The sequence below is a fragment of the Hydrogenophaga borbori genome (assembly GCF_003417535.1).
GTDB classification, from domain to species: domain Bacteria; phylum Pseudomonadota; class Gammaproteobacteria; order Burkholderiales; family Burkholderiaceae_C; genus Hydrogenophaga; species Hydrogenophaga borbori.
This window is the reverse complement of sequence record NZ_QVLS01000002.1, coordinates 1-12,342: the sequence shown is the minus strand read 5'-3', so window position 1 is coordinate 12,342 and position 12,342 is coordinate 1. Positions and strand designations below refer to the sequence as shown.

14 protein-coding genes are annotated in these 12,342 nt (G+C 70.6%); 7 read left to right on the top strand and 7 right to left on the bottom strand.

Going from position 1 to position 12,342, the window contains the following annotated elements; translation table 11 throughout:
- The first annotated feature begins 31 nt into the window (after positions 1-31).
- A complete protein-coding gene (locus tag DY262_RS03295; protein WP_116957570.1) occupies positions 32-265 on the top strand; it encodes a hypothetical protein in 234 nt (77 codons plus the stop codon).
- Positions 266-269: 4 nt separating this feature from the next.
- On the opposite strand, the gene DY262_RS03290 is transcribed toward DY262_RS03295, so the two are convergent.
- From DY262_RS03290 to DY262_RS03265, 6 genes are all read right to left on the bottom strand, one after another.
- The gene (locus DY262_RS03290; RefSeq protein WP_116957569.1) at positions 270-722 is read right to left on the bottom strand and encodes a hypothetical protein; all 453 of its coding nucleotides are present in this window, start codon (positions 720-722) and stop codon (positions 270-272) included.
- 186 nt (positions 723-908) lie between these two features.
- Positions 909-1,661, bottom strand: a complete 753-nt coding sequence (locus DY262_RS03285) for a DUF899 domain-containing protein (protein ID WP_116957568.1) — start codon at positions 1,659-1,661, stop codon at positions 909-911.
- A 14-nt stretch (positions 1,662-1,675) separates the two neighbouring features.
- Positions 1,676-2,332 carry a Vgb family protein gene (locus DY262_RS03280; RefSeq protein WP_116957567.1) on the bottom strand — a complete coding sequence of 219 codons (657 nt, stop codon included), beginning with the start codon at positions 2,330-2,332 and terminating at the stop codon, positions 1,676-1,678.
- Between the two features lie 45 nt (positions 2,333-2,377).
- Positions 2,378-3,598: a helix-turn-helix domain-containing protein gene (locus tag DY262_RS03275; protein WP_116957566.1), complete on the bottom strand. Its 1,221-nt coding sequence runs from the start codon at positions 3,596-3,598 to the stop codon at positions 2,378-2,380.
- Between the two features lie 46 nt (positions 3,599-3,644).
- A complete protein-coding gene (gene map / locus DY262_RS03270) occupies positions 3,645-4,436 on the bottom strand; it encodes a type I methionyl aminopeptidase (RefSeq protein WP_116957565.1) in 792 nt (263 codons plus the stop codon).
- Positions 4,433-4,696 carry a ParD-like family protein gene (locus DY262_RS03265; RefSeq protein WP_116957564.1) on the bottom strand — a complete coding sequence of 88 codons (264 nt, stop codon included), beginning with the start codon at positions 4,694-4,696 and terminating at the stop codon, positions 4,433-4,435. The genes map and DY262_RS03265 overlap by 4 nt, the downstream gene beginning before the upstream one ends.
- A 163-nt stretch (positions 4,697-4,859) precedes the next feature.
- On the opposite strand from DY262_RS03265, the gene DY262_RS03260 reads away from it, so the two are divergent.
- Positions 4,860-5,429, top strand: coding sequence for a hypothetical protein (locus DY262_RS03260; RefSeq protein WP_116957563.1), 570 nt, complete (start codon positions 4,860-4,862; stop codon positions 5,427-5,429).
- Here DY262_RS03260 and DY262_RS03255 read toward each other — a convergent pair.
- Entirely contained in the window at positions 5,420-6,235 is an 816-nt protein-coding gene (locus DY262_RS03255) for an IclR family transcriptional regulator (RefSeq protein WP_116957988.1), read from the bottom strand. The two genes, DY262_RS03260 and DY262_RS03255, sit on opposite strands and share 10 nt — an antisense overlap.
- Positions 6,236-6,382: 147 nt before the next feature.
- On the opposite strand from DY262_RS03255, the gene DY262_RS03250 reads away from it, so the two are divergent.
- The 5 genes from DY262_RS03250 to DY262_RS03230 all read left to right on the top strand — a co-directional run bounded on the left by DY262_RS03250 (position 6,383) and on the right by DY262_RS03230 (position 12,217).
- Positions 6,383-7,195: an SDR family NAD(P)-dependent oxidoreductase gene (locus DY262_RS03250; RefSeq protein ID WP_181936404.1), complete on the top strand. Its 813-nt coding sequence runs from the start codon at positions 6,383-6,385 to the stop codon at positions 7,193-7,195.
- A 47-nt stretch (positions 7,196-7,242) separates the two neighbouring features.
- Complete coding sequence (locus DY262_RS03245; RefSeq protein ID WP_116957562.1) at positions 7,243-8,259, top strand: TRAP transporter substrate-binding protein; 1,017 nt, start codon at positions 7,243-7,245, stop codon at positions 8,257-8,259.
- Positions 8,260-8,349: 90 nt separating this feature from the next.
- A complete protein-coding gene (locus DY262_RS03240; protein WP_116957561.1) occupies positions 8,350-10,230 on the top strand; it encodes a TRAP transporter large permease in 1,881 nt (626 codons plus the stop codon).
- Positions 10,231-10,247: 17 nt separating this feature from the next.
- Positions 10,248-11,240: a thiamine pyrophosphate-dependent dehydrogenase E1 component subunit alpha gene (locus DY262_RS03235; protein ID WP_116957560.1), complete on the top strand. Its 993-nt coding sequence runs from the start codon at positions 10,248-10,250 to the stop codon at positions 11,238-11,240.
- Complete coding sequence (locus DY262_RS03230) at positions 11,231-12,217, top strand: alpha-ketoacid dehydrogenase subunit beta (protein ID WP_116957559.1); 987 nt, start codon at positions 11,231-11,233, stop codon at positions 12,215-12,217. The genes DY262_RS03235 and DY262_RS03230 overlap by 10 nt, the downstream gene beginning before the upstream one ends.
- The last annotated feature ends 125 nt before the right edge of the window (positions 12,218-12,342 follow it).

Here is a 12,342-nt window from a genome sequence, read left to right as displayed (position 1 = left end):
CTTTCCCCCACCCAGTTCAAGGAGGTATCACATGGCCCGATGCGAGGTTTGCGGCAACAACTACGACCGATCCTTCCAGATCGTCACGCAGGACAAGACCGTGACCGTGGACAGCTTCGAGTGCGCCATCCACGCCTGCGCGCCCGCGTGCGCGCACTGCGGCTGCAAGGTCATTGGCCACGGCGTGCAGGACGGCGAGCGCATCTTCTGCTGCGCGCATTGCGCCCGCGAGTCGGGCGTGACCGAACTGCAGGACCGCAGCTGATCCCTCAGCGCGATCCTGGTCGCTTGACCGGCCCCTTGCGGGGCGCACCCACGCGGTCGGGCGAGGGCCGGGCCGGCGAATCGTCCATCGGGCGCTCGTGGCCTTCGCGCACGTTGTCCAGGGCATCGCGCGACTGCTGGCGCAGGCGCCGCGCCCCGTCGCTCTGGGGCTCCCGCGCCGAAGGCTTGGGCGCGTCCGAGGCCGCGGCGTTCACCGGGTCGCCCGCGCCGGGTTCAAGGTGCCAGTCCTTGTCGTCGCGCGAAGTGGCGTGCGGCTCCCGTGGCTGAGCAGCCGCACTGGCCGCCACCGGGTCGCTGGCCGGAAAGGTGTTCTCCAGCGCCTCGTCCAAGGCCTCCTGGTAGGTCGGTACCTTGTCCTTTGGTGAGCGCGCCTGACCGGACAGGCGCACGTCCTCCTTCTCCTTCAGGTCCTTCTCTTTCGGGTTGTCGTGTGGCATGGGGCAAGCTCCTTGGCGCCCTGCTGGCCGGCGAAGGCCGGGCACCTGGGGCGCGCTCGACCTGCAATCGATGTTCCTGGACCTGGGCCGTGAGGCGGCGTCAGACCACGCTCAGGCACAGCGGCAGCAAGGCGGGCACCAGGGCCTGGCTCGCGCACCCCAGGTGCCCGAGCACCAGCAGCACCATCAGGCGCGCGAGCCGCAGCATGATCCACCCGCCTTGGCCGCCGGAGCGCTCTCGTAGCGGTCGTGGTGCCGCACCCAGCCCATGGTGTCGTCCAGGCCGCCCTCGTGGCGCCCGCGCGGCGTGAGGTCCAACAGCCGGTAGGTGCCCATCATCACTTCCACCCCGCGCCCGTACGTCGAGTAGGTGTGGAAGACCTCGCCGGCGCCGTTCTTCGCGAACACGCTCACGCCGGGCATCTCGTCGTTGGCGAAGGGCTGTTGCGCGAAGTTGTAGTGCATGGATTGCGCGGCCACCTCCGCGGGTGTGAAGCTCACGCCGAAGTCGCGGTTGAAGTCGCTGCCATGCGAGGAAACCCAGCGGAAGTTCCAGCCCATGCGGCGGCGGAAGCGCTCGATCTTCGCCAGCGGCGCGCGCGAGATCGCCACGAAACTCACGTCGCGCGCGGCCAGGTGCGCCAGCATGCCGTCGGTGTGGTCGGCCATGTACGAGCAGCTCTTGCAGCCCTGCTCCCAGTCCGGGCCGAGCATGAAGTGCTGCACCAGCAGTTGGCTGTGTCCGTCGAACAGCTCGGCGAGTTCGCGCGGGCCTTCGGGCGTGTCGAACAGGTAGCGCTTGTCCATGCGCACCCAGGGCAGCGCGCGGCGCGCCTCGGCGAGTTCGTCGCCCAGGCGGCTCAGCTCCTTCTCGCGGGCCAGCAGCGCGAGGCGCTGCGCCAGCCATTGCTCTCGGTCGGTGGTGGTGGTCGGGTTCATGTGACGCTCCTGTCTCAAGATTGAAGGGACTTGGGCCGGCGCACGGCGCGCACCTTGCCGCTGGCGCCGCCACCGCAATAGAACAGCTCGGCGCCGTCGGACTCCAAGCCGCTCACGCCCTCGCCGGCCGGCAGGCGCAGACGCTGCAGCACCTCCCCGCTGGCGGGGTCGAGGCGGCGCAGTTCGCTGTCGTCGGCTTCCCAGGTGCCGTGCCACAGCTGGCCGTCGACCCAGGTGACGCCGGTGACGAAGCGGTTCGATTCGATGGTGCGGCGAATCGCGCCAGTCTCGGGGTCGATCTGGTGGATCTTGCGGTCGCGGTACTGGCCCACCCACAGGCTGCCCTCGGCCCAGGTCAGGCCCGAGTCGTAACCCTGGCCCGGCGCGGGAATCGACGACAGCACCTTCCCCGTGGCCGGGTCGATCTTGTCGATGCGCGACTCGGCGATCTGGTAGAGGTGCGTGCCGTCGAAGGCGGTGCCCGCATCGCACGGCTGCTCGATGCGGCGCACTGTCTCGCCGCTGGCGGGGTCGAAGGCCACGATGCGCGGGCCGGTCGCGGCCCACACATGGCGGCCGTCGTAGCTCACGCCGTGGACCTGGGCAGCGCCGTCGAAGGGGCCGTACTCGCGCACGACCTCGGCGGGCTGGATCGATGGTTTGCTCTTCATCGCTTGCTCCTTGAAGGCGCCACACGCGGCGCCTTGAGGTGCACTCTAGTCAAGCGGCAGCGAAGCGGGGAGTAACAAGATCGTCGTGAATCCCGTCAGCGGCGGCGCCAGCCAGCGGCGCGCGCGGGCCTGCCCGATGGCGCGCACACGGCCCTGGTCCTGGAGCTCCGCGAGGGCGCGCTGCACCGTGCGCTGGCTGGCGCCCAGCGCCAGGGCCAGGGCCGACGTGGACCAGGCCGCGCCATCGGACAGCAGCGCCTGCAGCGCCGCCTGTTCGCCCTCGATCGGCGGCGCCAGCACGATCACGGGCCGCTCGTCCCGGGGCACGAGCCGAAAACCGCGCGGCGTGGCCGTGATGTCGGCCACGCCCGCCGCCATGGCGCGCAGGCGGCCGATCTCCACGCGCAGCCGCGCGCGGTGGGTCTCGTCGGGGTGCTTCGTTCGAAAGGCGCGCGCGATGAGCGCTTGTCGGTCCACGTCGCCGGGCCAGGCCTGCGCCAGCGCGAACGCCAGCGCGAACAGCACCGGGCGGCTGGCGAGCGACTGCCACGCCGCGCCCGCGCTGAGGCCGCGCCGGCAGGCGTCCACCACCAGGGCGCGCGACGCGAGCAGCGCCTCCACGTCCTGCAGGCGCAGCACCTGCTCACCACCGCCGCCCACGCGGCGCGCGGCCGGGCGGTCCAGGGCCGCGCGGGCCTCGTTCACCTCGGCGCGCAGCGCGGGCACACCCGCGCGCTCGGCCGCCTGCGTCGCGCGCGCCAGCGCCTGGCGTGCCGGGCCGGTGCGCAGCGAGCGCAGCGCGAGTTCCGCCGCCGTGAGGTGGGCCAGGGCGGCCAGCGGCGGCGGCAGGGCCTGGCCATTCAGCGGCTCCAGCTGCGCGGCGGCCTCGTCCAGCCGCCCCATCAGCAACGGCCAGCGCGCGGCGATCAGTTGCGCCCGCCAGGCATTGGGCCTGTCGCCGCGCGCGGCCAGGGCTTTGGCGGCGGCCATCAACGCGCGCGGCGAGCCCCCCAGCTCGCGCTGGGCCAGCGCCACCTCGGCCTCGGCCACCACGCAGCGCGCGCGGGCCAGGGCCTCGTGCGGTCCGAACCCCTTGCCCGCGCGGCGCAGCAGCTCGCGGGCGCGCGGGTACTCGCCCAGCTGCGCCATCGCGGTGCCGCGCAGGGCCAGCGCGGGCGGGTCTTCGCGCAGCGCCACGCGCTGCAGCGCGCCCAGCGGATCACCAGCGGCGAGCGCGCGGGCGGCAGCGGCGATGAGGGAGTCCATGGGCGCGCAGCTTAGCGAGCTCGCTGCCGCCCGGCCCGGCTGGCACTCACACCGGTGCGTACGCCCCCGTGCCGTCCGGCCAACGGGTCAGCACCTCGCACCCCTCTGGCGTCACGGCCACCATGTGCTCCCACTGCGCCGACAGCGAGCGATCCTTCGTCACGACGGTCCATCCATCGGCCAGGGTGCGCGTCTCGCGCCGGCCGGCGTTGAGCATCGGCTCGATGGTGAAGACCATGCCCGCCTCCAGCCGCAGCCCTTCCCCCCGCTGGCCGTGGTGCGGCACATCCGGCTTGTCGTGGTAGATCTGCCCGATGCCATGTCCGCAGTACTCGCGCACAACGCTGAAGCGCTCGCGGTGCGCGACCGACTGGATGGCATGACCGATATCGCCCAGCGTCGCGCCGGGCCGGACCTGCCGGATGCCGGCGACCAGGGCCTCGTAGGTCGCCTCCACCAGGCGGCGGGCCAGGATGCCGGGCTCGCCGACGAAATACATGCGGCTGGTGTCACCGAACCAGCCGTCCTTGTTGACCGCGACGTCGATGTTGACGATGTCGCCCTTCCTCAGGATCTTGTCGGGCGACGGAATGCCGTGACAGACCACCTGGTTGACGGAGGTGAGGATGGTCTTGGGGTAACCGTGGTAGCCCAGGTTCGCGGGAAGGGCGCCTTGCACGTTCACGATGTGCTCGTGGCAGAGGCGGTCGAGCGCTTCGGTGCTCACGCCCGGCACCACGTGGGGCGCAACGGCGCTCAGCACCTCGGCCGCCAGTTGGCCGGCGCGCCGCGCCTTCTCGATGCCCTCGGCGGACTGGATGGCGACGCCCCGGGTCATCCGCGTTTTCCGTTCGATGGCGCGCGGGACTGGCGGCCCCTGCCCTCGGGCGGAACCGCCAGCGCGATGTCCAGCCCGCCCTCGAGTTCGGCCCGGACCAACAGGCGCGCGATCGCCTGGTGGTCCAGGTCCGGGTGCAGCTCGGCCAACATGCCCACACGCATCCAGTGTTCGGCCTGCGCGTTGATGGAGCGGCTGAGCGCGTTGCTCGCCAGGCGCAGGTTCTCGTGCATCTGGTCCGAAATCTTTACGATGCCCATGGGTCTGATTCTATACGAAACATATACGAAGTATATAGAATCGGATGGTGCCTGCGTCCAGGACGCGCCGACAGGGGCACGGCCCCACGGAAACATCTGCGAACACCCTTTCGCCAGCGGTGCGCGCAGACTGCGCGCTGATCCCCACCACCTGCCGCGACCCATGAAGCCCCTCCCCCTCCTGGTCTCCTTGGTCTCCTTGAGCGCCCTGGCCTTGGCGCCCGCCGCGCTGGCACAGGCCCCCGCATCCCAGGCCGTGGCCAAGCCCGCGACCCAGACGCCGACCCAGAAGCGCGCGCCCCTGGCCCGCTCGGCGGCCAAGGCCGTGGAAGAGGCGACGCCGATCGACGAAGACACCGACGTGTCCCTGAGCGACGCCGAGCTCGCGGTGGCCCAGCGGGTCTACGTCGGCAACATCCCCTGCGAGCTGGGCAACGCCGTGCAGGTCACGCCCGCCAAGCGCCAAGGCTTCTTCATCCTGCAGGTCGACAAGCCCCGCAAGGCGCGCTACTTCATGCACCCGGTGGAAAGCCGCACCGGCGCCATCCGCCTGGAAGACCCGAAACGCGGTGCGCTCTGGCTGCAGCTGGGCAACAAGTCCATGCTCATGAGCCAGAAGCTCGGCCTGCGGGTGGCCGACGAGTGCATGAGCCCCGAGCAGGTGACCCTGGCCGACGAGATGAAGCGCAACCCGCCCAGGAGCATCCTGGAGCCGGCCGAGCCTCACCGATAGGGTGCGGCCTCGCCCTCGCCCTGCGCGGCACGGCTCATCAGGTCCCGGCCGATGTTGAGCATGCGCTCGCCGAGCGCGGCGCGGCGCGTCGGGTGCAGGCGCGATTCGCTGGCCACCAGCACGATGGCGCCCACCGGCCGACCGTCGCGCTGCTGCAGCGACACCCCCAGCGCCCAGTAGCCCGGCACCACGATGCCCGGGATCACCGCGTAGCCGCGCTCGCGCGTTTCGGCCACCAGGTGGCGGATCACCGCCACCGGCGACTTGGGAAAGTGCTCGTCGATGTAGGGGCCGTTGACCGACAGCGCGTGCTCCACCTCGTCGTCGGGCAGCGCCGCCAGGATGGCCAGGCCACCCGCGCCCACGCCCAGCGGGTGCCGGTCGCCCAGGCGCAGCGCGTCGCTGGGAATCGGACCGTGCCCCGTCTCGCGCGACAGGCAGATCGCCTCCAGCCCCTGCACCACCGAGAAGAACACCCAGTCACCGGTCTCCAGCGCCAGCGCGCGCAGCGAGGCCGTGGCCAGGCGCTGCAGCGAGTAGCTGGGCTCGGCCGCCAGCCCCACCACGAAGGACTCCGGCCCCAGGCGGTAGCAGCGCGTGGCCGGGTCGTGCACCACGAAGCGCTCGTCAGCCAGCGTGTGCGTGAGCCGCACCGCCGTGGCCTTGCTCAGGCCCAGGCGGCGCCCGATCTCGCCGATGCGCAGCCCCTCGGGCTGATGGCGCGCCAGCAGCTTCAGGATGCCCAGCCCCCTTCTCAGGGTCTGCGCGCCGGCGGTTTCGCCGGCCGGTGGTTCGGGTGTGTTCATCTTGGTGAAAACCCGCAAACCGCGGATCACATAGTGGACCGCTTTTGCGGACGGATTCAGGGTTTTCCTCTGACGCAGCCCCGGGTTGTGCTGCCAACATCGGTCCATTCGATTCACATTCTGGACATTCAACCTCACAAGGGCGAGATGGACAACCCCAATCAGCACGGCGGGCGCATCGCCCTGGTCACGGGCGCCGCCAGCGGCATCGGTCTGCAGATCGCGCAAGACCTCGCGCAACAGGGCGCCACGGTCTGCATCGTGGACCGCAACGGCCCGGCGGCCGAACAGGCGGCGCAGGGCATCCGCCAGGCCGGCGGCCAGGCCGAAGCCCTGGTGCTGGACCTGGCCGACGCCGAAGCCATTCAGCGCGCCATGGCCGCGCTGGGGCAGCGCTTCCCTCGGGTGGACATCCTCATCAACAACGCCGGCGTGGTCTCCACGCAGCCGCACGACCAGGTTTCGCTGGCGCAGTGGAACACCACGCTGGCCATCAACCTCACCGCGCCCATGCTGCTCACGCAGGCGGTGCTGCCCGGCATGAAGCGCCAGCGCTGGGGCCGCATCGTCAATGTCTCGTCCATCAGCGGCGTGCGCGCGGGCACCGGCCGCCTGGCCTATGGCAGTTCCAAGGCCGCGCTCATCGCCATGACGGCGCAGTTCGCCATCGAACTCGGCGAGCACGGCATCACCGTCAACGCCATCGCGCCCGGCTTCGTGGACACGCCCATGATCCGCACCCTGCACGGCAGCTCCAAGGCCAGCACCTACCTCGACGTCTGCCCCATGCACCGCTTCTGCTCGCCGGCCGAGGTCTCGGCCGCCGCGCTGTTCTTCGCCTCCGAGCAGGCCAGCTTCGTCACCGGCCAGACCCTGGGCGTGGACGGTGGCTACCTCGCCAGCGGCCTGTACATGCGCCAGCTGTTCGACATTCCCGCCGCCACCGCGCCCGCCGCCTGAGCCGCACCGCTTTCCCCGCCAGTCCCACCACACAGAGGAGACACACGATGAGCCTTTCCCGCCGCACCCTGATCAAGGCCACGGGCATCACCGCGGCCAGCATTGCCGCGCCGCTGAAGCTGGCGTACGGCCAGAACGCCGAGTTCACCTTCAAGTACGCCAACAACCAGCCGCCGCAGCACCCCATGAACGTGCGCGCCAAGGAAGCCGTGGAGGCCATCAAGAAGGAAACCAACGGCCGCATGGACATCCAGCTGTTCCCCAGCAACCAGCTCGGCTCCGACACCGACACGCTGAGCCAGCTGCGCTCGGGCGGCGTGGAGATGTTCAACCTCTCCGGCCTCATCCTGTCCACCCTGGTCACGCCGGCCGCGCTCAACGGCCTGGGCTTCGCCTTCCCCAACTACGACGCCGTGTGGAAGGCCATGGACGGCGACGTCGGTGCCTACATCCGCGCGCAAATCGCCAAGGCCAACCTGCACGCGCTCGACCGCATCTGGGACAACGGCTTCCGCCAGACCACCTCGTCCACCAAGCCCATCAACACGCCGGCCGACCTCGAGGGCTTCAAGATCCGCGTGCCGGTGTCGCCGATGTGGACCTCGATGTTCAAGGCCTTCGGCTCCTCGCCGATCTCGATCAACGCGTCCGAGATGTACACGGCCCTGCAGACCAAGGTGGCCGATGGACAGGAGAACCCGTTCGCGGTCATCTCCAACTTCAAGCTCTACGAGGTGCAGAAGTACTGCTCGCTCACCAACCACATGTGGGACGGCTTCTGGACGCTGATCAACCGCCGCGCCTGGGACCGCCTGCCGCCCGACGTGCGCGACATCGTGACCAAGCACATCAACGCCGCCGCCGTGAAGGAGCGCGTGGACGTGGCCGCCAACGAGGCCACGCTGCAGAAGGACCTCACGGCCAAGGGCATCGTCTTCAACTCGCCCGCCACCGCGCCCTTCCGCGAGAAGCTGCGCAGCGCCGGCTTCTACGCCGAGTGGAAAGCCAAGTTCGGCGACGAGGCCTGGGCGGTGATGGAGAAGTACACCGGCAAGCTGGGCTGAAAAAATGAACCCCCACGCTCATCACTTCGTGTATTCGCTGCCCCCCAAGGGGGCGCAGACCGCCCTTGGGGCGGCCCGGCGGGCGGTCCGATGAGCGAACTCATCGCCGGCACCTCCGCCGACGCCGACGGCGCCTTCAAGGGCGCCGTCCTTCACGACACGCGCCGCAGCCCGCTCTGGCTCAAGCCGCTGGAGGCCGTCTCGGCCCTGCTGATGCTCAACATCACGGTGCTGCTGCTCGTGGGCGTGATCTCGCGCTACCTGTTCAACCAATCCCTGGTGTGGTCCGACGAGGTCGTCTCGATCTCCTTCATCTGGCTCACCATGCTGGGCGCGGCCATCGCGGTTCACCGCAACGAGCACCTGCGCCTGGGCCTGTTCGTCGACCTGCTGCCGCCGCGCCTGCGCGAGTTCGTGCACGCCTTCGCGCTGGTGGCCATCGCCGCCGTGCTGCTGGCGCTCGTCGGCCCGGCCATCGACTACGCCAGGGACGAGTGGTTCATCCACACGCCGGCGCTCGACCTGCCCAACACCTTCCGCGTCAGCTCCATCGCTTTCGGCTTCATCGCCATGCTGGCCCTCATCGTGCAGTACGCGGGCCGCTCGGCACGCAAGCTCGACCTGGCGCTGGCGGTGCTGCTGGTGGCGGCCGTCGCGGGCCTGTGCTGGCACTTCTCGCCGCAGCTCATGAAGCTGGGCACGGCCAACATCGGCCTCGTGCTCATCGGCTTCGCCGCCGTCTGCCTGGTGGCCGGCGTGCCCATCGCCTTCTGCTTCGGCATTGGCGCGGTGTGCTACCTGGCCTTCACCACGCACGTGCCGCTCACTGTGGTCATCGGTCGCATGGACGAGGGCATGTCCAGCCTGGTGCTGGTCTCGGTGCCGATCTTCGTGCTGCTGGGCTGCATCCTCGACGCCACCGGCATGGGCAAGGCCATCGTCGACTTCCTGGGCTCGCTGCTCGGGCACGTCAAGGCCGGCATGTCCTACGTGCTGCTGGGCTCGCTGTTCATCGTCTCGGGCATCTCGGGCTCCAAGGTGTCGGACATGGCCACCGTGGCCCCCGCCCTCTTCCCGGAGATGAAGCGCCGCGGCCACAAGCCGCGCGAGATGGTGGCCTTGCTGGCCACCGGCGCGGCCATGGCCGACACCGTGCCGCCCAGCATCGTGCTCATCGTGCTGGGCGCGGTGGCCGGCGTGTCCATCGCGGGCCTGTTCCAGGCCGGCTTCGTCATCGCCATGGTGCTGCTGGCCGTGCTGCTGGTGCTGGCGCGCTGGAAGGCGCGCCACGAGGACATGAGCCACACCCAGCGCGCGCCGATGCAGATGGTGGGCCGCTTCCTGCTCATCGCCGCGCCCGCCCTGGTGCTGCCCTTCCTCATCCGCGCCGCGGTGGGCGAAGGCGTGGCCACCGCCACCGAGGTCTCCACCGTCGCCGTGGTCTACGCCCTGTTCGTGGGCCAGGTGATGTACGGCGGCATCGGCCTGCGCAAGTTCTACGACATGCTGGTGGAAACCGCCGCGCTCTCGGGCGTGGTGCTGCTGGTGCTGGGCTCGGCCTCGGCCATGGCCTGGTCCATCACGCAAAGCGGCGTGGTGCAGCACCTCTCCGGCTTCATGACCACGCTGCCCGGCGGCTGGGTCGGCTTCATGGCCGTCACCATCCTGGTCTTCGTGGCCCTGGGCTGCCTGCTCGAAGGCCTGCCCGCCGTGCTGCTGCTGGCGCCCATCATGTTCCCCATCGCGCACAAGCTGGGCATCAACGACGTGCACTACGCCATGGTCATCGTCTGCGCCATGAACATCGGCCTGATGATGCCCCCCATCGGCGTGGGCTTCTACATCGCCTGCCGCATCGGCGACGCACCGCCCGACGAGGTGATCGGCGCCATCTGGCCCTACCTCATCGCGCTGCTGGTGGGCGTGCTGATCATCGCGGCCGTGCCGGGCATCACCACCCTGGCCTTGTGACCCATCCCACTGTCTCCATGATCGATCTCTACCGGACCATGGCGCGCATTCGCGCCTTCGAACTCGCGGCCGAGGTGGCCAGCCAGGGTGGCGTGGGCGTGCTCGGCGCCAAGGTGGACGAGCGCGCCAAGGTGCGCGGTCCCCTGCACCTGTCCATCGGACAGGAGGCCGTGGCCGCCGGCGTCTGCGCCCACCTCACGCGCGAGGACCTGCTCACCAGCACCCACCGCGGCCACGGCCACACCCTGGCCAAGGGCGGCGACATGCGCCGCATGATGGCCGAGCTGTTCGGCCGCGCCGGCGGCAGCAACGGCGGCAAGGGCGGCTCCATGCACATCGCCGATTTCTCGGTCGGTATGCTGGGCGCCAACGGCGTGGTCACGGCCGGCCTGCCCATCGCCTGCGGCGCGGCGCAGGCGCTCAAGCTGCAAGGCAAGCCCCAGCTCGTGGCCTGCTTCTTCGGCGACGGCGCCACCAACCGCGGTCCCTTCCTCGAATCGCTGAACTGGGCCGCCGTCTACCGGCTGCCCGTGCTCTTCGTCTGCGAGGACAACCGCTACTCCGCCACCACCGCCACCGCCGGCCTGAGCGCCGGCCCCGGCGTGGCCGCGCGCGCGGCGGCGCTGGGCGTGCCCGGCGAAACCGCCGACGGCAACGACGTGGAAGCCGTGCACGCGGCGGCCGGCCGCCTGGTCGCCAGGATCCACGCGGGCGAAGGCCCGCAGCTGTTGCACGCCCTCACCTGGCGCGTGCGCGGCCACGTCTCGGTGGACACGCAGGGCTACCGCGACCCGCAGGACCTGCAAGGCGCCATCGACGCCGACCCGCTGCGCCGCGCGCGCGAACGCGCCCTGGCGCGCGGCGCCACGCTGGCCCAGCTCGACGCCATCGACGCCGAGGTGCGCGCCGAGATCGACGACGCCGTGGCCTTCGCCGACGCCTCGCCCGCGCCCGACCCGTCCAGCGCGTTCACCGACATCCAGACCACCGGAGCCGGCCCATGGCACTGATCCGAACCACCTACGCCGACGCCGCCGTGCGCGCCCTGGCCAACGCCATGCGCGCCGACCCCCGCGTCGTGGTGCTGGGCGAGGACGTGGGTCGCGGCGGCATCTTCCAGCAATACAAGGGCCTGCAGGCCGCTTTCGGGCCGGAGCGCGTGATCGACACGCCCATCTCCGAGGCCACCATCGTCGGCGCCGGCGTGGGCATGGCGCTCGTGGGCATGCGCCCCGTGGTGGAAATGCGCGTGGTCGACTTCGCGCTCTGCGCCATGGACGAGATCGTCAACCAGGCCGCCAAGAACCGCTACATGTTCGGCGGACAGGGCCGCGTGCCGCTGGTGATGCGGCTGCCCATCGGCTTCTGGTCCAACTCGGCGGCGCAGCACTCGCAAAGTCTGGAAGCCTGGTTCGCCCACCTGCCCGGCGTGGTGGTGATGTGCCCCGCCACCCCGCAGGACAACTACAGCATGCTCACCCAGGCCCTGCGCGGCGAGGACCCGGTGATCTACATGGAGAACAAGGAACTCTGGGGCCTGGAAGGCGACGTGGACGAATCCCTCGTCGCCACGCCCGGCCGCGCGAACGTTCTGCGGCGCGGCGATGACCTCACCCTTGTGAGCTGGTCCGCCGCCGTGCGCACCGCCAGCCAGGCCGCCGACGAGCTGGCCGCGTTGGGCGTGCGCGCCAGCGTCATCGACCTGGGCACACTCTGGCCCTGGGACCGCGACACCGTGCTGGCCGACTGCGCGCGCACGCGCCGCCTGCTGGTGGTGCACGACGCGGTGCAGGCCGGCGGCTTCGGCGCCGAGGTGGCCGCCACCGCCGCGCAGGCCACGGGCTGCCGCATCGGTCGCCTGGGCGCGCCGCGCATTCCCGTGGGCTACGCCACGCGCCTGGAGACCGTGGCCCGCGTCTCCCCGTCCGCCGTCGTCGAGGCGGCGCAACAGCTCATGGCCGACGCCGCGCAGGCAACGGCCGCCTGATCCCCCTTCCGTTTTCACCCACCACAGACAAGACCATGAAAGTTTTCTACGACAAGGACTGCGATCTGTCCCTCATCAAGGGCAAGACGGTCGCGATCATCGGCTACGGCAGCCAGGGCCACGCG